Annotated in this window: 20 protein-coding genes and 1 tRNA gene; 7 read left to right on the top strand and 14 right to left on the bottom strand. The window is 67.6% G+C overall.

Features of this window, described 5'->3' with window-relative positions:
• Positions 1 to 148 precede the first annotated feature (148 nt).
• The 5 genes from Sp245p_RS07985 to Sp245p_RS07965 are packed head-to-tail and all read left to right on the top strand — an operon-like array spanning position 149 to position 4,104.
• Positions 149 to 715, top strand: coding sequence for a precorrin-2 dehydrogenase/sirohydrochlorin ferrochelatase family protein (locus Sp245p_RS07985; protein WP_244439301.1), 567 nt, complete (start codon positions 149 to 151; stop codon positions 713 to 715).
• Positions 712 to 1,536 (top strand): uroporphyrinogen-III C-methyltransferase, encoded by an 825-nt coding sequence (gene cobA, locus Sp245p_RS07980; protein WP_088123919.1) that lies wholly within the window; start codon positions 712 to 714, stop codon positions 1,534 to 1,536. The genes Sp245p_RS07985 and cobA overlap by 4 nt, the downstream gene beginning before the upstream one ends.
• 24 nt (positions 1,537 to 1,560) lie before the next feature.
• Positions 1,561 to 1,896: a DUF2849 domain-containing protein gene (locus Sp245p_RS07975; protein WP_082188161.1), complete on the top strand. Its 336-nt coding sequence runs from the start codon at positions 1,561 to 1,563 to the stop codon at positions 1,894 to 1,896.
• A gap of 35 nt (positions 1,897 to 1,931) precedes the next feature.
• Positions 1,932 to 3,620, top strand: a complete 1,689-nt coding sequence (locus Sp245p_RS07970) for a nitrite/sulfite reductase (RefSeq protein WP_014240753.1) — start codon at positions 1,932 to 1,934, stop codon at positions 3,618 to 3,620.
• Positions 3,607 to 4,104 carry a DUF934 domain-containing protein gene (locus Sp245p_RS07965; RefSeq protein WP_014240752.1) on the top strand — a complete coding sequence of 166 codons (498 nt, stop codon included), beginning with the start codon at positions 3,607 to 3,609 and terminating at the stop codon, positions 4,102 to 4,104. Before Sp245p_RS07970 ends, Sp245p_RS07965 begins: the two co-directional genes overlap by 14 nt.
• Before the next feature lie 54 nt (positions 4,105 to 4,158).
• Here Sp245p_RS07965 and Sp245p_RS07960 read toward each other — a convergent pair whose 3' ends face one another.
• On the bottom strand, positions 4,159 to 4,416 hold the full coding sequence (locus tag Sp245p_RS07960; protein ID WP_014240751.1) for a hypothetical protein: 258 nt from the start codon (positions 4,414 to 4,416) through the stop codon (positions 4,159 to 4,161).
• A 343-nt stretch (positions 4,417 to 4,759) separates the two neighbouring features.
• Between Sp245p_RS07960 and Sp245p_RS07955 the strand changes: the two genes are divergently transcribed.
• Positions 4,760 to 6,538 (top strand): cation:proton antiporter domain-containing protein, encoded by a 1,779-nt coding sequence (locus Sp245p_RS07955; RefSeq protein ID WP_041811107.1) that lies wholly within the window; start codon positions 4,760 to 4,762, stop codon positions 6,536 to 6,538.
• 140 nt (positions 6,539 to 6,678) lie between these two features.
• Here Sp245p_RS07955 and Sp245p_RS07950 read toward each other — a convergent pair.
• The 8 genes from Sp245p_RS07950 to Sp245p_RS07915 all read right to left on the bottom strand — a co-directional run bounded on the left by Sp245p_RS07950 (position 6,679) and on the right by Sp245p_RS07915 (position 11,534).
• Positions 6,679 to 6,755: transfer RNA gene (locus Sp245p_RS07950), tRNA-Pro, on the bottom strand.
• An 85-nt stretch (positions 6,756 to 6,840) separates the two neighbouring features.
• A complete protein-coding gene (locus tag Sp245p_RS07945; protein WP_014240748.1) occupies positions 6,841 to 7,344 on the bottom strand; it encodes a MerR family transcriptional regulator in 504 nt (167 codons plus the stop codon).
• Between the two features lie 40 nt (positions 7,345 to 7,384).
• Entirely contained in the window at positions 7,385 to 7,723 is a 339-nt protein-coding gene (locus tag Sp245p_RS07940) for an integration host factor subunit alpha (protein WP_014240747.1), read from the bottom strand.
• Between the two features lie 138 nt (positions 7,724 to 7,861).
• Complete coding sequence (locus Sp245p_RS07935; RefSeq protein WP_014240746.1) at positions 7,862 to 8,833, bottom strand: beta-ketoacyl-ACP synthase III; 972 nt, start codon at positions 8,831 to 8,833, stop codon at positions 7,862 to 7,864.
• 4 nt (positions 8,834 to 8,837) lie between these two features.
• Entirely contained in the window at positions 8,838 to 9,890 is a 1,053-nt protein-coding gene (gene plsX / locus Sp245p_RS07930; protein WP_014240745.1) for a phosphate acyltransferase PlsX, read from the bottom strand.
• 49 nt (positions 9,891 to 9,939) lie between these two features.
• The gene (gene rpmF / locus Sp245p_RS07925) at positions 9,940 to 10,125 is read right to left on the bottom strand and encodes a 50S ribosomal protein L32 (protein ID WP_014240744.1); all 186 of its coding nucleotides are present in this window, start codon (positions 10,123 to 10,125) and stop codon (positions 9,940 to 9,942) included.
• Between the two features lie 105 nt (positions 10,126 to 10,230).
• Entirely contained in the window at positions 10,231 to 10,839 is a 609-nt protein-coding gene (locus tag Sp245p_RS07920) for a YceD family protein (RefSeq protein WP_014240742.1), read from the bottom strand.
• 131 nt (positions 10,840 to 10,970) lie between these two features.
• Complete coding sequence (locus Sp245p_RS07915) at positions 10,971 to 11,534, bottom strand: ubiquinol-cytochrome C chaperone family protein (RefSeq protein WP_014240741.1); 564 nt, start codon at positions 11,532 to 11,534, stop codon at positions 10,971 to 10,973.
• A 129-nt stretch (positions 11,535 to 11,663) separates the two neighbouring features.
• Between Sp245p_RS07915 and Sp245p_RS07910 the strand changes: the two genes are divergently transcribed.
• Positions 11,664 to 12,131: an outer membrane protein assembly factor BamE gene (locus Sp245p_RS07910; protein WP_014240740.1), complete on the top strand. Its 468-nt coding sequence runs from the start codon at positions 11,664 to 11,666 to the stop codon at positions 12,129 to 12,131.
• A gap of 84 nt (positions 12,132 to 12,215) precedes the next feature.
• Here Sp245p_RS07910 and Sp245p_RS07905 read toward each other — a convergent pair whose 3' ends face one another.
• The 5 genes from Sp245p_RS07905 to Sp245p_RS07885 all read right to left on the bottom strand — a co-directional run bounded on the left by Sp245p_RS07905 (position 12,216) and on the right by Sp245p_RS07885 (position 17,139).
• Complete coding sequence (locus Sp245p_RS07905; RefSeq protein ID WP_014240739.1) at positions 12,216 to 14,318, bottom strand: sodium-translocating pyrophosphatase; 2,103 nt, start codon at positions 14,316 to 14,318, stop codon at positions 12,216 to 12,218.
• Positions 14,319 to 14,523: 205 nt separating this feature from the next.
• On the bottom strand, positions 14,524 to 14,988 hold the full coding sequence (locus Sp245p_RS07900) for a hypothetical protein (protein ID WP_014240738.1): 465 nt from the start codon (positions 14,986 to 14,988) through the stop codon (positions 14,524 to 14,526).
• Positions 14,989 to 15,071: 83 nt separating this feature from the next.
• Complete coding sequence (thiL, locus tag Sp245p_RS07895) at positions 15,072 to 16,091, bottom strand: thiamine-phosphate kinase (RefSeq protein WP_014240737.1); 1,020 nt, start codon at positions 16,089 to 16,091, stop codon at positions 15,072 to 15,074.
• Positions 16,069 to 16,641: a transcription antitermination factor NusB gene (gene nusB / locus Sp245p_RS07890; RefSeq protein ID WP_014240736.1), complete on the bottom strand. Its 573-nt coding sequence runs from the start codon at positions 16,639 to 16,641 to the stop codon at positions 16,069 to 16,071. Before nusB ends, thiL begins: the two co-directional genes overlap by 23 nt.
• Positions 16,642 to 16,674: 33 nt before the next feature.
• Positions 16,675 to 17,139, bottom strand: a complete 465-nt coding sequence (locus Sp245p_RS07885; RefSeq protein WP_014240735.1) for a 6,7-dimethyl-8-ribityllumazine synthase — start codon at positions 17,137 to 17,139, stop codon at positions 16,675 to 16,677.
• Positions 17,140 to 17,157: the final 18 nt, after the last annotated feature.

Raw genomic sequence — 17,157 nt, 5'->3', positions numbered from 1 at the left:
CACCAGTTTCACGGCGTTGCAATGCATATACATTGTCTACTTGTATTATAGGTTTAAGCGAGTTTGTGAAATCTGTTGATTGCACCCCGCCATCGCGCTTAAATGCGCCCATGATGTCTTTTCACGATAGCTTCGGTGTGCATTTCGGGTGGCCGCGGTGATCCCGGTCGCGCTCGACCCGACGCATGTGCAGATCGCGCTGGTCGGTCAGGGACCGCTGGCGAAGCGCCGTCTCGCGCAGTTGCTGGAAGGCGGCGCGGCACCGGCGGTCTATTCACCGGAACCGGATGCGGAATTGATCGCCCTCGCTGGAGCGGCCCTGCGCCGTGCCCTGCCCTCACCCGCCGACTTGGAGGGCGTGCAGGTGCTGTTCGTCGTCGGCATCGACGACCCCGCCGCGGAATCGCTTGCCCGTCAGGCGCGCGACCGCAACATCCTGGTCAATGTCGAGGATGTGATTCCGCTCTGTGATTTCCACGCGCCGTCTGTGATACGGCGCGGCGACCTTCTGATGACCGTCTCCACCGGCGGCCGGAGCCCGGCGCTGGCCCAGGTGCTCCGCGAACGGCTGGAGACTCTGTTCCCCGCCGTCTGGGCGGACCGGCTGGCGGAACTCGCCGCGCTCCGCGACCGCCTGCGCGCCACGGGCGCCAAAGGACCCGAGGTGCTGCGCGCCTGCCGGGATCTGATCGCCGCCAAAGGATGGCTGCCATGATCGCTATGTCGCTCCTTTCCCGCCTGCCCGCCTTCGAGCCGGGCAGCGTCTGGCTGGCCGGGGCCGGTCCCGGCGATCCGGGCCTGCTGACCCTGCTGGCCGCCAAGGCGCTGGGCGAGGCCGACGCCATCGTCCACGACGCGCTGGTCGGCAGCGGCATCCTGGAGGCCGCCAACCCCCACGCCCTTCTGGTGGACATGGGCAAGCGCGCCGGCCACCCCTCCCCCAAGCAGGAGGCGATCAACGCGCGGCTGGTGGAGCTGGCGCGCGAAGGCCGGCGGGTGCTGCGGCTGAAGGGCGGCGACCCCTTCGTCTTCGGGCGCGGCGGCGAGGAATGCCTGGCGCTGGCCGAGGCCGAGATTCCCTTCCGCGTGGTGCCGGGCGTGACCGCGGGGATCGGCGGGTTGGCCTACGCCGGCATCCCGGTGACCCACCGCGGCTTCGGCACCACGGCGACCTTCGTCACCGGCCACGACAAGGCCGGCGGTCTGCCCGCCGATCTGGACTGGGACGTCCTGGCGCGCATGCCCGGCGCGCTGGTGTTCTACATGGCGCTGGGCACCATCGGGACCATCGCCGAACGGCTTGAAGCCGCCGGCAAGCCGCCGATGACCCCGGTCGCCATCGTGTCGAGCGCCAGCACCGAGGCGCAGAGCGTCATCGAGACCAATCTTGCCCATTGCGCCCGGGACGTCGTGCGGCTACAGGCCAAGCGCCCCGCGATCGTCGTGGTCGGCGAGGTCGTGCGGCTGCGCGCCCTGATCGGCGCGTGGCAGCAGACCACCGGCCAGAATCCGTTTTCCATCGCCGTGTCGGCGTGAGCGTTCGTTTTAGGAGTTGAAGGCATGGCGTTGAACGATAAGTCCAGGAACGAGGCGGTGCTGAAGGCCATCACCGCCAACCGCCTGCGCGACGGCGAGGTGATCTTCCTCGCCCCCGGCCCCGGCCTCGGCTGGGTGGAGCGTCTGGACGACGCCGCCCTGTTCGAGGACGCGGCCGCCGCTGACACCGCCCTGGCCGCCGCCAAGGCGCAGGCGGAGGGCGAGCAGTTCGCCGTGGACGTCTACGCCTTCGACCTGCGGGTCACCGATGGGCAGCGGGTGCCGGTCAAGACGCGGGAGCGCATCCGGGCGCTCGGCCCCACCGTCCGCATCGATCTCGGCAAGCAGGCTGCGGCCTGAACCGGGCGGCCACTTTTTTGACAAGGGCGAGTTCCATGAACCACATCGCGCCCGGCCGCAACGCCGGGGTCTACAGCTACGACGACATCGACCGCCGCTTCGTCGCGGAGCGCGTGGAGCAGTTCCGCGCCCAGGTCGAGCGCCGCCTGTCCGGTGAGCTGACCGAGGACGAGTTCAAGCCCCTGCGGCTGATGAACGGCCTCTACCTCCAGCTCCACGCCTACATGCTGCGCATCGCCGTTCCCTACGGCGTCCTGACCGCGCGGCAGCTCCGCAAGCTGGCCGAGATCGGGCGGAAGTACGACAAGGGCTACGGCCACTTCACCACCCGGCAGAATCTCCAGTTCAACTGGATCAAGCTGGAGGACACCCCGGCGATCCTGCATGAGCTGGCCGAGGTGGACATGCACGCGCTGCAGACCAGCGGCAACTGCGTGCGCAACGTGACCACCGATCAGTTCGTGGGTGCGGCGCGGGACGAGGTGGTGGACGGGCGCGTCTACGCCGAGATCCTGCGGCAGTGGACGACTCTGCACCCCGAATTCACCTTTCTGCCGCGCAAGTTCAAGATCGCCATCATGGGGTCGGACGCCGACCGTGCGGCCATCCGCGTCCATGACGTCGGCGTCTTCGCCAAGCGCAACGAGCGGGGCGAGGTCGGCTTCACTTTCTACGTCGGCGGTGGCCTCGGCCGGTCGCCCTTCATCGGCAAGTTGATCCGCGACTGGGTGCCGGAGGAGGACTTCGTCGCCTATCTCGAAGCCATTCTGCGCGTCTACAACCAGTACGGCCGGCGCGACAACATCTACAAGGCGCGCATCAAGATCCTCGTCCACGAGCTGGGCCAGGAGAAATTCACCCAGGAGGTGGAGGAGGAGTTCGCCCGCCTGCGCGGCCCGAAATACCGCCTCGCCCCGGAGGTCGTCGACGAGATCCGCCGCCGCTTCGGCGGTCCGGCCTTCGAGACGCTGACCGACGAGCCGGAATCCTTCCAGGCCGCCAAGGCCGCGAACCCGGACTTCGCCCGCTGGGTGGCGGTCAACGTGCTGGCCCACAAGGTTCCCGGCTACGCCGCCGCCACCATCTCGCTGAAGCCCGCCGGCGGCATCCCCGGCGACGCCACGTCGGAGCAGATGGAGCTGATCGCCGATCTGGCCGACGCGCACAGCTTCGGCGAACTCCGCGTCAGCCACGCCCAGAACCTCGTCCTCGCCCATGTCCGGCAGGACGCGCTGTTCACCCTGTGGACGGCGCTGGAGGCCAACGGGCTGGGCACGCCGAACGCCGGGCTGATCGGCGACATCATCGCCTGCCCCGGCCTCGACTACTGCGCGCTGGCCAACGCCCGCTCGATCCCGCTGGCCCAGGCCATTTCGGCCCGCTTCGCCGATCCGGCGCGGCAGCAGACCATCGGCGAGCTGGGCATCAAGATCAGCGGCTGCATCAACGCCTGCGGCCACCACCATGTCGGCGCCATCGGCATCCTCGGCGTGGATAAGAAGGGCGAGGAGTTCTACCAGATCACCGTCGGCGGCGACCCGACCCTGACCACGGCGATCGGCGACATCCTCGGCCCGGCGGTGACCGCCGACGAGACGGTGGACGCCATCGAGGCCATCGTCGAGGTCTATCTGTCCAACCGGCACGACGGGGAACGCTTCATCGACACGCTGAAGCGCGTCGGCCACGGCCCGTTCAAGGAGAGAGTCTATGCCGCTCATTAAGGACGGCCGCATCGTCGAGGACGAGTGGGTCGCGGTCGCCGACGGCGAGCCGGTTCCCGCCGACCGCCCCGCCGTCGTCACCTTCGAGCGCTGGCAGGCGGAGCGCGCGAGCTTCGACGGGCGCAACGCGGCGCTCGGCGTCCGGGTCAAGAGCGGGACCCTGGCCCCGGCCATCGCGCCGGACCTGGACCGCTTCGCCTTGGTGGCGATCGAGTTCCCGAAGTTCCGCGACGGCCGCGGCTTCTCCACCGCGCGCGAGCTGCGGGAGCGCTTCGGTTATCAGGGTGAAATCCGGGCCGTCGGGCACGTCATCCCCGACCAGTACCGCTTCCTCCTGCGCACCGGCTTCACCTCCGCCGAGGCGCCGGAGAACACCAACCCGGAGAGCTGGGCGCACGCCCTGACGGAGATCACCGTCGCTTTCCAGCCGTCGCTGGACGACCCGCAGCCGCTGTCGCTCCTGCGCCGCCGCCTGGGGTCCTGATACGCTTCGCGCCGCGCCCGCGTTCCAATTTCATGGGAGCGGGCGCCGCGCGGCTCACATTCCGCCGAACAGCCAGAAGAGCCCGGCCGCAGCCCCAGCCACGACCGCAGCCAGCACACCGCCGACGGTGCGCCGCAACCGGGCCTCGCGCCGCTCGACCTCCTGGCGCTTCTTCAGCAGATACTGCTGCTCGGGTCCGAGAAACGCCCCCGAATCGCCATCCAGGGACAGGGCGCGCTTCGCCACGCTCCGGCTGCGCGTGGCGGAAGCCGTCCGAACCGGCGGGCGCGCCGCCCGTCCCTCCAGAACCATCGATTCGCCCGCCAGCGGACGCCCCGTTCCCAGACGACCCCGGCCCGCCTTCCTTGATGCCTTCCGTCTTTTGCTCGCCATGCTCCCCACCTCACCTTCGCCCGGCGAAGCATAGCGGCCCCGCCCCGCTTATCCACCCCTTGATCGCGGCGGGCCAGCAAGGTCACACCGCGTTTCCCACCCGGCGCCGAGTCATTGGGCAATTGAGGGGAATTCGCGCAAATCGCGTTTCAGTTCCCGAAAAAGCGAGCGCGAGACTGGAAAAAATCCCGACGACTCCCCCCACAAGCACCAGCAAAATCCGTACTATGCGGCATCGCGCCGATGCAGCCAGGATTTTCGCATGTCCCATGACGTTCCGCTTATTTCAATGATCGCCATCGCATTCGGGTTGGCCTTCATATTCGGATACCTCGCCGACCGCATTCGCTTGCCTCCCCTCGTCGGTTATCTGGTCGCCGGCGTCATCATCGGTCCCTTCACGCCGGGCTTCGTCGCCGACGGTGCCCTGGCCGCCCAGTTGGCCGAGATCGGCGTCATTCTCCTGATGTTCGGCGTCGGTCTTCATTTCTCGCCCTCGGATCTGCTGGCGGTCCGGAAAATCGCCATTCCCGGCGCGGTCGGCCAGATCGGCCTCGCCACCGCGCTGGGCGTCGGGCTGGCCTGGCTGTGGGGCTGGAGTCTCGGCGCCGGCCTCGTGCTGGGCCTCAGCCTGTCGGTGGCGAGCACGGTCGTGCTGCTGAAGGCCCTGGAAGAGCGCGACATGCTGAACACCGCCGAAGGCCGCGTGGCGGTCGGCTGGCTGATTGTCGAGGATCTCGCGATGGTCCTGGCGCTCGTCCTGCTGCCGGCCCTGGCGGAGGTCCTGGGCGGCCACGCGCCGGGCACCACTGGGGGCGCCGCCGGGGGCCATGGCGCCGGCTCGGACGGTCCGATCTGGCTGACGCTGGCCCTGACGCTGGGCAAGGTGGCGGCCTTCTCCGTTCTGGCGATCGTGCTCGGCCCGCGCGTCGTTCCGGTGATTCTGACCAACGTGGCGCGCACCGGCTCGCGCGAGCTGTTCACCCTGTCCGTTCTCGCCATCGCGCTCGGCGTCGCCTACGGCTCGGCGGTGCTGTTCGGCGTGTCCTTCGCGCTGGGCGCCTTCTTCGCCGGCGTGGTGCTGAACGAGTCGCGCTTCAGCCACAAGGCGGCCACCGATTCGATGCCGTTGCAGGACGCATTCGCCGTTCTGTTCTTCGTGTCGGTCGGCATGCTGTTCGACCCGTCGATCCTGCTGCGCGACCCGCTGGCGGTCATCGCCGTGGTAGCCCTGATCGTGGTCGGCAAGTCGCTGATCGCCTTCGGCATCGTGATCCTGCTGCGCTTCCCGGTGGGCATGGGTCTGGCGGTGTCGGCCAGCCTCGCGCAGATCGGTGAATTCTCCTTCATCCTCGTCGGGCTGGGCATGTCGCTCGGCCTGTTGCCGGAGGAAGGGCGCGACCTCGTGCTGGCCGGAGCGCTGCTGTCGATCACGTTGAATCCGGCGGTCTTCGCGGCCGTCGCGGCGCTGCGCAAGCATCTCCAGGCCAAGCGCGCCGCCGGCGTGCCGCCTTATGGCTGGGAGCAGTTCGAGCAGCTCCAGAGCAGCCTCGCCGACGCCCGCCACCAAGCGGAGGAGCGCGAGAAGGAGCACGACCTGCAGATCCAGGCGCTCGCCAAGACCTTCCCGGTGCTGTCGCTGCTGGACGCCCATGAGCAGGAGCGGCTGATGATGCTGTTCCGGCCCAAGTCGGCGGTGCCCGGCGAGCGCATCATCCGCAAGGGCGACCGCGCCAACGCCATGTACTTCATCGCCTCCGGCGCCGTGGAGGTGCTCATGGAGGGCCAGACCATCCGCCTGGGCGCCGGCACGATGTTCGGCGAGATGGCCCTGCTGAGCGGCCAGCGGCGCAACGCCGACGTCGCCGCGGTCGATTACTGCCAGTTCCAGGTGCTGGAGCGGCGCGACTTCAACCAATTCACCGCCCGCCATCCGGCGTTGCGCACCGCCCTGATCGACATGGCCGCGCAACGGCGCAAGATGAACCAGCAGGACGCCGCCACCGACGAGGCCGTGGCCGCATCGGAAAGCGCCGCCTGAGCGGGCGCGCATTGCAATGGAACCACCGCCGGCCTCTCCAGCAGAGGCCCGGCGGCTTCCGCAAACCGGCCGTTGGAGAAAAGCAAAAGAAAAGGCCTTGGAGCCGATCAGCTCCAAGGCCTTTTCATCTTCCAGAACATTGGTCGGAGCGACAGGATTTGAACCTGCGACCCCCAGACCCCCAGTCTGATGCGCTACCAGGCTGCGCTACGCTCCGTTCGACGGACCGCCCTTCGTTCTGGAAGGGAGCGGGACTATAGCCGGGACCTTGGTCCAACGCAAGCGCTACAGTTCACTTTTTTTCACACCTCTCGAATTTCTTTATCCTCTCCCACCGCGAGCAGAAGGCGAGCCTCCTTCAACTCGTCGAGCGCCTGGGCGATGGCCTGCCGGATGGTGTCCGACAGGCCATCGAGCGCAACGTCCGGAGCGCCCTCCTCCCCGTCGAGCAAAGCCACCGCCGCTTCGTCCGGAATGGCCTCGAAGGTGTCGACGACATCCGGTTCTTCCGGCCTTTCCTCCACCCTCCGGCTGTCCGGATCGTCGTCCACCTTCCCGTCCTTCAGGAGGCGCTGAACACCCTTGATCGTGTAGCCTTCGCCATACAGCAGGTTCTGAATCTGCCGCAGCAGGTCCACGTCTTCCGGGCGGTAGTAGCGCCGCCCTCCACCGCGCTTGAGCGGACGGAGCTGCGGGAACTTGCCTTCCCAGAAACGCAGCACATGCTGGGGCACGTCCAGGTCGGACGACACCTCGCTGATCGTGCGGAACGCCGTGGCGGACTTCGTGGGGCCGCGCGCCTTCATATCCGGGAAACCCTTGTTGTCGGCCGGTGCGGGCGGCGGATCAGGAGACCGCCTTCACGCGCTGCGCCTCGGCTTCCTCCGCCTCAACAACCTCGTTGATGCGGTTCTTCAGGACGTGGCTCGCCCGGAAGACCAGGACGCGCCTGGGCAGGATCGGAACCTCTTCGCCGGTCTTCGGGTTGCGGCCGACCCGCTGCCCCTTCTGCCGGATCTGGAAACTGCCGAAGGACGAGATCTTGACCATCTCGCCGCGGGCCAGGGCGTCGGAGATCTCCTCCAGGACGCTTTCGACCAGATCGGCGGATTCGTTGCGCGACAGGCCGACCTCTTGGTAGACCGCCTCGCTGAGCTGCGCGCGGGTGACGGTGTTCTGTGACATGGTTCGCTTCCCCCCCGAAACCATAGGGGAAAAACCGTAATCCGGGGAAAGAACCCGGTCAATTCAAAAGCTTGGATCGCGTCGTTGTGAGCAGCGCAGCAAACGCCACTCTGCGGAAAAACGAAGCGGGCGCGCCGCTTACCAGCGCACCATCGCGGCGCCCCAGGTCAGGCCACCGCCGATGGCTTCCATGAGGATCAGGTCGCCGCGCTTCACGCGGCCGTCATGCACCGCCTCGCACAGCGCCAGCGGGATCGAGGCGGCGGAGGTGTTGCCATGGCGGTCCACCGTCAGCACGACCTTGTCGGACGGCAGTTTGAGCTTGCGGGCGATGCCGTCGATGATCCGCTGGTTGGCTTGGTGCGGCACCAGCCAATCCACCGCCGAAGGCTCCAGACCGTTGGCCGCCAGCGCCTCCTCGACGACCGAGGACAGCTTGCTGACGGCGTGGCGGAACACGTCCTGGCCGTTCATCCGCACATGCCCCGCCGTGCCGGTGGTGGACGGGCCGCCATCGACGTAGAGCAGCCCGTACTGGGCGCCGTCCGAATGCAGGTGGGTGGACAAAACGCCGCGGTCCGCCGAGGTCCCGGCGGCGTCGTAGCCGTCCATCACCACGGCCCCCGCGCCGTCGCCGAACAGGACGCAGGTGGTGCGGTCCTTCCAGTCGAGCAGGCGGGAGAAGGTCTCCGCGCCGATGACCAGGGCGCGGTTGGCCTGCCCGATGCGGATGAAATTGTCGGCGATCGACATGGCGTAGACGAAGCCGGCGCACACCGCCTGGATGTCCAGCGCGAAGCCCTTGGTCCCCAGCGCCGCCTGCACCTTCGTCGCGGTCGCCGGGAAGGTGTTGTCCGGAGTCGTCGTCGCCAGCACGATGCAGTCGATGCTGGCGGCGTCCACCCCGGCATGCTCCAGCGCGCGGGTCGCCGCGGCGATGGCAAGGTCGGAGGTCAGTTCCCCGTCGGCGGCGATGTGGCGCGACTTGATGCCGGTGCGCTGGACGATCCACTCGTCCGAGGTGTCCACGCGGGCTTCAAGATCGCGATTCGTGACGACGTTGGCCGGGAGGTAGGAACCGCAGCCGAGAACTCGGGAACGCTTGACCATGATGTTAGACCGCCGCCGCCTTCGTGTCGGGAAGAGGCTTGGCGTCGGCGAGACGCTGCATCTCTTCCTTGATTCGGTCGTTGAAACCGTTTGCCGCCAGATTGTAGGCCACACCGATGGCGTTGGCGAACCCGATGGCGTCGGTGCCCCCGTGGCTCTTCACGCAGACGCCGCGCAGGCCCAGGAACATGGCGCCGTTGTAGCGGCGCGGATCGGTGCGCTGCTTCAACCGCTTGAAGGCCCCGCGGGCCAGCAGGTAGCCGAGACGCGCCGTCCAGGAGGACTGGAACGTCCGGCGCAGGAACTCCGTGAAGAGCTTCGCCGTGCCTTCGGCGGTCTTCAGGGCGACGTTGCCGGTGAAGCCGTCGGTGACGATCACGTCCACCGTGCCGGTGGCGATGTCGTTGCCCTCGACGAATCCATGGAAACGCCCCGGCAGCGGCATTTCGCGCAGACGGGTCGCGGCGGCGCGCACCACCTCGTTCCCCTTCACCTCCTCCGAACCGATGTTCAGCACGCCGATGGTCGGCTCGGAAAGGTTCAGCGCGGTGCGCGCGAAGACCGCGCCCATCACGGCGAACTGCACGAGGTTCTCGGGCTGGCATTCGGTGTTGGCGCCGAGGTCGAGCATGACGCTCTCCCCGCGCAGGGTCGGGAAGAAGGAGGCGATGGCCGGACGGTCGATTCCGGGAATCGTCTTCAGCACGAACTTGGCCATGGCCATGAGCGCGCCGGTGTTGCCGGCGGAGACCACACAGGCGGCTTGTCCGCCCGCCACCGAGTCGATGGCGAGACGCATGCTCGACTGGCGTCCGGCGCGCAGCGCGACCGACGGCTTGGCGTCGCCGGCCACGGCGTCCGGGGTGTGGCGCACCTCGGCCACCGCTCTCAAGGCGGGCCGCTGCGCAAGCAGCGGCTCGATGCGGGCGGTGTCCCCGAACAGCAGGTAATGCACCTGCGGGTGACGCTCGCGGGCGATATCCGCCCCGGCAATCACCATGTCGGGTCCTTTGTCACCGCCCATAGCATCAAGGGCAATGGTCAGGCGCTGGCTCACCGCGGACAGGCTCCCTGGCTAGGACGTAGGGCGGCCAACCAAACCGCCATCAGGCCGCCGGAGCGCTCTGAACCACTTCGCGCTGGTCGTAGTGACCGCAAGAGCCGCAGACATGGTGCGGGCGCTTCAGCTCGCCGCAGTTCGAGCACTCGGCGTAGGACGAGGTCGGGAGAGCGTGGTGCGAGCGACGCATGTTGCGGCGCGACTTGGAGGTCTTCTTCTTCGGAACAGCCATGGCCGTAAACTCTCTTCATTGTAAAAGGCGGCCCGAAGAGGGGCCGCCTGACGCGAGCGGCATTCAATACGGCAATTGCCCCCGAAGGGCAAGCCCGTTCCGCCCTCAATTCTGTCGTTTCAGACGTTCCAGCGCGGCGAACGGGTTCGGCTTCTCCGGATCGGCGCCGGCATCATCATCGGCGGGGGCCGCAGCCTCCTCCTCCTCTTCGCCTTCGCTGTATCCGTCGAACGCCACGCCTTCTGCATGAGGATAGGGGTCGAGCGCCAGGGACAAATGCTGGGCGGTCAATTCACCGATGTCGATCCGCCCGTTGGTCATGGCCTCCGGGATGTCCTCCTCGGCGATGTTCGGGTCGATTTCGATCTCGTCCTCCTCGCCGGGGACCATCGACTCCGGCGCGAACAGCGCGCCGAAGCGGTCGGAAACCTGGGCGGGCACCGGCTCCAGCGTGACGACGCAGGTCTGCACCACGTCGGCTTCCAGTTCCCCTTCGACGCGCACCATCTGGCCGCCGCGCACGGAGCGCAGGCGGACCCGGGCGGTCAACCGCTCGATTCCCTCCAGTTCGAACCGTTCGGCCAGCGCCTTGCGCTCGGCTTCCGTCGCCTCGATGGTTTCGACCAGATCGCCGTCGCGATGGACGGCGTCGGCGCGGACGATGCGCGAGAATTCCGGTGCTGGGCTGGCGGAAGGCTGGGTCGTGTTGCGCATGTCGAGCAGTTCCTTGTCACAGCGCCCGTTCTGAAGCGGGCGCCTTCGTCTCACTGTCAGATGAATCCGGACGCCGGGAAAGGCAAGTCCAATCGCCACCCCTATAATAAGGAGAGACTCGATGGACGCGGTCAGTCGGTCCCGGCACCGGGTGGCGGACCGAAGCGCACCTCCCCGGCCATGAGCGACTCCAGCGGTTGCGTCTCCAGCCCGGCGGCCTCGCGCCGGACATAGGCCGCCAGGACGGCCAGCCGCTGCGGCGGCACCTCCGATGCGGTGCCATAGACGTTGTTGTCGAGCGCAACCTGCAACGCCGCATCGCCCTCGTCACCGTCTTCGGCGGCGAGCGCGCGGTCATAGACCTCGATCCGGCCGGCGATGCCGCGCGCCATGGTCTTGATGCGCCGCCCGACTCCGCTGTCGCCCACCCCCTGCTCCATCAGCGATTTCTCGAAATGGTCGATCATCGCTTCGAAGAGCAGACGCGAGCGGTCCGCGGCGGCGGTCCCCTGCCCCTTCAGGCGGCGCATCACCAAGAAGACGTGAAGCACCACCATGTCGAAGCGCCCGTCCAGCGTGTCGGGAACGCCAAGGTCACGGTAGAAGGCCGGCAGGCGGGCCTGCGCTGCGATGGTGAGATAGAAATCGGCGACGGCGCGGGCTTCACGCCGACGCCGGAACAGGCGGTCAAGCACGGTTTCTCTCTCGCTCGGAGTTTCGTTGACAGGACAAACCGCGCGATGCGATTGTCCCGGCATTGCGGGCGGAGTCCGGCCTGCCGCAAGGGTCCGGCGGTCCGCCCGCGCCATCATAGCCTGAGCACCATGACGAGATCGATTCCTTCGGCGCTGTGCGCCTTCGCCTTTCTGGGTCTCGCCGTCTCCGCGTGCTCGCCCACCGTGGCGACCCGCGGCAACATGGCGGACCCCGACCGCATCGCCGAGATCAAGGCCGGCCAGTCGCGGCGGGAGGATGTGGCGGACATCCTCGGCACGCCGACCTCCGTGGGAACCTTCGACCAGAATGTCTGGTACTACATCGGCCAGAAGACGGAGAAGGTCGCCTTCTTCCAGCCGAGCGTGATGGAGCGCCGTGTCGTCGTCGTCCATTTCGACGACGCCGGCGTGGTGACGGAGATGAAGCAGCTCGACGCCACCGACGGGCAGCAGATCGACATCGTCGATCGCAGCACCCCCACCGCCGGCCGCGAGCTGAGCTTCCTCGAACAGATGCTCGGCAATGTCGGGCGCTTCTCCGCCAAGGACTCGCGCAACCGCGGCCCCGGCCGCTGACGCCAACCGGTCTGCAGAGACGCGAAAAGCCCCGCTTCCGCGGGGCTTTTCTTTTGGTGCCGTCCCGACTTTCGTCGATCCGGCTCAGCCGATCTGGGCGAGGATCGCCAGCAGCAGGATCGCCACGATGTTGGTGATCTTGATCATCGGGTTGACCGCCGGGCCGGCGGTGTCCTTGTACGGGTCGCCGACGGTGTCGCCGGTCACCGCCGCCTTGTGCGCGTCGGAGCCCTTGCCGCCGTGATTCCCCTCCTCGATGTACTTCTTGGCGTTGTCCCAGGCACCGCCGCCCGAGGTCATCGAAATGGCGACGAAGATCCCCGTCACGATGGTGCCCAGCAGCATGGCGCCCAGAGCGGCGAAAGCCTGCGCCTGGCCGGCGATGGCGGCGATAACGATGTACAGCACGACCGGCGCCAGGACCGGCAGCAGCGACGGGATGACCATCTCCTTGATCGCGGCACGGGTCAGCATATCGACGGCGCGGCCATAGTCGGGCTTGGCGGTGCCCTCCATGATGCCGCTGATCTCGCGAAACTGGCGGCGCACCTCCACCACCACCGATCCGGCGGCGCGCCCGACCGCGGTCATGCCCATCGCCCCGAACAGGTAGGGCAGCAGGCCGCCGATCAGCAGCCCGACGACCACATAGGGATCGTCCAGCCGGAACTCGACCGCCACGTTCGGGAAATAATGCTTCAGATCCTGTACATAGGCGGCGAACAGCACCAGAGCGGCCAGACCGGCCGAACCGATGGCGTAACCCTTGGTCACCGCCTTGGTGGTGTTGCCGACGGCGTCCAGAGCGTCGGTCGTGACGCGGATGTCCTTCGGCATGTCGGCCATTTCCGCGATGCCGCCGGCGTTGTCGGTCACCGGACCGTAGGCGTCGAGCGCCACCACCATGCCGGCCAGCGCGAGCATCGTGGTCGCCGCGATGCCGATCCCGAAGATGCCGGCCTGCCCGTAGGCGATGATGATGCCGACGCAGATGACCAGGACGGGAAGCGCCGTCGCCTCCATCGACACGGCCAAGCCCTGAATCACGTTGGTGCCGTGCCCGGTCTCCGACGAGCGGGCGACGCTGCGCACCGGACGGAAGGCGGTGGAAGTGTAGTATTCGGTGATCCACACCAGCAGGCCGGTCACGCCCAGCCCGACCAGGGACGAGACGAACAGGTTGCCGCCGGTCACATAGCCGCCGCCGTTCAGGGGAATCGGCCGGGTGAAGCCGAACATGATCGCGGTCACGATCAGGATCAGCACCAGCGAGATGCCGGCGGTGGCGGCCAAGCCCTTGTAGAGGGCGGCCATGATGTTGTTGTTGCTGCCCAGCTTCACGAAGAAGGTGCCGGCGACGGAGGCGGCGATGCAGACCGCGCCGATGACCAGCGGGTAGACGAGGAGCAGGCGGATCACCTCGCCCGAAAAGAAAATCGCCGCCAGCAGCATGGTGGCGACGATGGTGACGGCGTAGGTTTCGAAGAGGTCGGCGGCCATACCGGCGCAGTCGCCGACATTGTCGCCGACATTGTCCGCGATCACCGCGGGGTTGCGGGGATCGTCCTCCGGAATGCCGGCCTCGACCTTGCCCACCAGATCGGCGCCGACGTCGGCCCCCTTGGTGAAGATTCCGCCGCCCAGCCGCGCGAAGATGGAGATCAGCGAGGCGCCGAAGCTGAGGGCGACCAGGGCCTCCAGCACGGCGCGGACCTCGATCGGGTCGGTCACGCGGTAGATCATCGTCAGGATGCCGTAGTAGACACCCACCCCGAGCAGACCCAGCCCGACCACCAGCATGCCGGTGATCGCCCCCGCCTTGAAGGCGATGTCGAGCGCCGGGGCCAAGCCCTGGGTCGCCGCCTGGGCCGTGCGCACGTTGGCGCGGACCGACACGTTCATGCCGACATAGCCGGCGGCCCCCGACAGGACCGATCCGATCAGGAAGCCGATGGCCACATGCAGGCCGAGAAAGGCGCCGAGGATGATGAGAAGAACCACGCCGGCGATGGCGATGGTGGTGTACTGGCGATTCAGATAGGCTCGGGCGCCCTCCTGCACGGCCGCAGCGATTTCCTGCATGCGGTCGGAACCGGCGGAGGCCGCCATGACTTGCTTGCCCGCGTAGTACCCATACGCCAGGGCCAACAGGCCGCTGGCGATGATGATGACGAACGCTGCTGCCATCGGTTCCCCCAAATTCTTATGGTTTCGGGCCCGATTACCGCCTTGTCGTGAAAACGACCCGTACAAACGAAGGTGGATGACGGGCGAGTTGTTCACGAAAAGGATGCCGAAGAGGATGGCACAATGCAACAGCCGCCACGCTCGAATAGGCGCGGCGATTTGGCCGAGGCGCTCCTGACTTTCGGATAGGCTTTTTTAAGAACGGTTACAAATTGCGCTGTGTAACCACCTGAACAAGAACATTTTGCACCACGCCTTCCCCCACCACTTTCGCGGCGGCGGCGGCGAGTTTTTCTTTTACGGCAATGATGTTGACCAAGTTGCCGGTCATCACCGACCGGTCGTCGACAGCGGCGTAGAGGGCAGACAGGCAGCGGTCGTAGACGAGCGGCTGGCGGGCCTGCACATAGGGCACCTTCTCGAGAACGACCTCCAGCGTGACGACCACGGTCACGAACTGCTCGACCTTCTGCGTGCCGATGGCCGGGACGACCAGCGGAGCCATGCGGACGAAGCCGGTGGGCGGCTTGGGCGGCGGCTCCTCCTTCTTGGGGGCCGACTCCTCATGCTCGACGAAATACTTGTTGTAGATCATCCAGCCGCCGAAGCCCGCGCCGCCCAGCAGCAGCAGGCCCAAAACCAGCAATATGACGGCCTTGATCACACCCATCCCTTCCCGGATACGGAACGGATCGAGCCTAGCGCCGCCCTGCTTTCGATTGCGTTAAGCGGAGTCGCGCGACGAGGATGCTCTCAGAAATGGTCCCAGCCGCGAGTCGGCAGGTCGAGAATCCGCCCCTGCGCATCGGTTACCGTCACCTCACCCGCCGGTCCCTCCAGCAGATGGCCGATGGCGGTCACCGGCACGCTGGTCTCCGCCGACAGGGCGGCGAGCGCCGGGGCGGCGTGCTCCGCGGCGGTGAAGAGCAGCTCGTAATCGTCGCCGCCGGTCAGAGCCATGGCGAAGCGCGCCGGATCGTCGCCGATCACCGACCTCGCTGCATTCGACAGGGGCACCCGCCCCGACTCCAGAACCGCGGCGCAGCCCGATTCCTCGCACAGATGGCCGAGATCCGCGACCAGACCGTCGGACACGTCCAGGCAGCCGGTCGCCAGCCCCACCAGACGCGGCCCCAGCGTGGTCCGCGGATCGGGCCGCCGCAGGCGTCCCAGCAGCGCGGCGCGCGCCGAGTCGTCGGCCACCTCCAGCGTTCCGTAGGCGATCTCCAGGCCGAGCGCCGCGTCGCCGATGCTGCCGGTGACGTAGACGCGATCGCCGGGGCGCCCGCCCCAGCGTGGCACCGCCCCGCCCTTCGGCACCAGACCGAAGGCGGTCACCGATAGGGTGATGGGTCCGGAGGTCGAGACCGAGTCGCCGCCCGCCAGAGCGATGCCGAACCGGGCCTGATCCTCACCAAGACCGGCGGCGAAGCCGGCGAGCCACTCCTCCCCCACCGTCTTCGGCAGGGCGGTGACCAGGGTGTAGGCGTAGGGGGCCGCGCCCATGGCGGCGAGGTCCGACAGGTTGGTGCGCAGCAGCTTCGCGGCGATGTCGCCGGGCGCGTCGTCGGGAAAGAAATGGACGCCCGCCACCATGGCGTCCGTGGTGACGACCAGTTCCTGGTCCGGTGGAACGCCGAACACGGCGGCGTCGTCGGCAAGCCCGCGGGCGCCCGGAAACCCGGACGCCAGCGGCCTGAAGTAACGGTCGATCCGCCCGAACTCGCCGAGCGGCTTGCCGGTGTCTGCCCTAGCGGTCTTTGGACTGGTCACGGCTGGGGTCCGGCTGGGCGAGTTCGTCCGGCCGCAGCGCGCGGGCCACATGGTCGAGCACGCCGTTCACCATGCCCGGCTCACGACCCGCGAAGAAGGCGTGCGCCACGTCCACATACTCGCTGATGAGGATGCGCGGGTGGGTGTCGTTGTGGACGAACAGCTCGTACGCGCCGGCCCGCAGGATGGCGCGCATCAGCAATTCCAGGCGGTCCAGCGCGTAGCGCGGCTCCAGGGCCGAGGCCAGCATGCCGTCGACCTCCGCCCGGCGGTGCGCGACACCACGGACGATATCGGCGAACAGCTGGGGATCGGCGGCGACGAACTTCGCCCCGTCGATCTCCTCACCCAGCCGGTGATTGACGAATTCGCCGATCACGGATTCCACAGCGATGCCGGTCGGTTCGATCTGGTTCAGGTCGATCTGGTACAGGGCCTGGACGGCGGCAAGGCGTGCGGCCTTGCGCCGGGCCTTGGCCGATCCGCCACCCGTCCGGTTCCGGGAGCCGCGCTTCTGTTTCGCGCGGCCAGCCGCGTCGTCGTTGCTCATGTTGCTCAGTCTGTCAGGAATTGCACCGCGGCGTCACCGCGGATAGAGGCGGAATTGGCGCTTGAGTTCGATCATGTCAAGGCAGGCGCGCGCCGCGAAACCGCCCTTGTTCTTGGCCGTCACGGAGGCCCGCGCCCAGGCCTGCTCACGGTTCTCCACCGTCAGCACGCCGTTGCCGATGGCCAGCGCATAGCGCAGCGCGAGGTCCTGGAGACCGCGGGCGCTCTCGTTGCAGACGATGTCGTAGTGGGTGGTCTCGCCACGGATCACGCAGCCCAGCCCGACATAGCCGTCGAAGCGCTTGCGCGCCGTGAAGAAGTCCATGGAACGCAGGGCGTACAGGATCGCCGCCGGGATCTCCAGGCACCCCGGAACCGAGACGCGCTGGTAGGTGGCGCCCTCCTTCTCGATCTCGGCGATGGCGCCTTTCACCAGCTCGTCGGCGATGTCCTCGTAGAAGCGGGCTTCCACGATCATCAGATGGGGCTTTTCGGTCATCTCGGGTCGCTCGGCTGG

It is taken from the genome of Azospirillum baldaniorum (assembly GCF_003119195.2).
GTDB classification, from domain to species: Bacteria; Pseudomonadota; Alphaproteobacteria; order Azospirillales; family Azospirillaceae; genus Azospirillum; species Azospirillum baldaniorum.
This window is presented reverse-complemented; position numbering and strand designations above follow the sequence as displayed.

Coding starts and splice junctions, on each gene's coding strand:
- Sp245p_RS07975 (WP_082188161.1), top strand. CDS start 1,561: ATGGCGTTGAACGATAAGTCCAGGAACGAGGCGGTGCTGAAGGCCATC.
- Sp245p_RS07885 (WP_014240735.1), bottom strand. CDS start 17,139: ATGACCGAAAAGCCCCATCTGATGATCGTGGAAGCCCGCTTCTACGAG.
- Sp245p_RS07960 (WP_014240751.1), bottom strand. CDS start 4,416: ATGGTTCTGGAGGGACGGGCGGCGCGCCCGCCGGTTCGGACGGCTTCC.
- Sp245p_RS07935 (WP_014240746.1), bottom strand. CDS start 8,833: ATGGTCAAGCGTTCCCGAGTTCTCGGCTGCGGTTCCTACCTCCCGGCC.
- cobA (WP_088123919.1), top strand. CDS start 712: ATGATCGCTATGTCGCTCCTTTCCCGCCTGCCCGCCTTCGAGCCGGGC.
- nusB (WP_014240736.1), bottom strand. CDS start 16,641: ATGAGCAACGACGACGCGGCTGGCCGCGCGAAACAGAAGCGCGGCTCC.
- Sp245p_RS07910 (WP_014240740.1), top strand. CDS start 11,664: ATGACGAGATCGATTCCTTCGGCGCTGTGCGCCTTCGCCTTTCTGGGT.
- Sp245p_RS07965 (WP_014240752.1), top strand. CDS start 3,607: ATGCCGCTCATTAAGGACGGCCGCATCGTCGAGGACGAGTGGGTCGCG.
- rpmF (WP_014240744.1), bottom strand. CDS start 10,125: ATGGCTGTTCCGAAGAAGAAGACCTCCAAGTCGCGCCGCAACATGCGT.
- Sp245p_RS07900 (WP_014240738.1), bottom strand. CDS start 14,988: ATGGGTGTGATCAAGGCCGTCATATTGCTGGTTTTGGGCCTGCTGCTG.
- Sp245p_RS07905 (WP_014240739.1), bottom strand. CDS start 14,318: ATGGCAGCAGCGTTCGTCATCATCATCGCCAGCGGCCTGTTGGCCCTG.
- Sp245p_RS07920 (WP_014240742.1), bottom strand. CDS start 10,839: ATGCGCAACACGACCCAGCCTTCCGCCAGCCCAGCACCGGAATTCTCG.
- Sp245p_RS07940 (WP_014240747.1), bottom strand. CDS start 7,723: ATGTCACAGAACACCGTCACCCGCGCGCAGCTCAGCGAGGCGGTCTAC.
- Sp245p_RS07970 (WP_014240753.1), top strand. CDS start 1,932: ATGAACCACATCGCGCCCGGCCGCAACGCCGGGGTCTACAGCTACGAC.
- Sp245p_RS07945 (WP_014240748.1), bottom strand. CDS start 7,344: ATGAAGGCGCGCGGCCCCACGAAGTCCGCCACGGCGTTCCGCACGATC.
- Sp245p_RS07955 (WP_041811107.1), top strand. CDS start 4,760: ATGTCCCATGACGTTCCGCTTATTTCAATGATCGCCATCGCATTCGGG.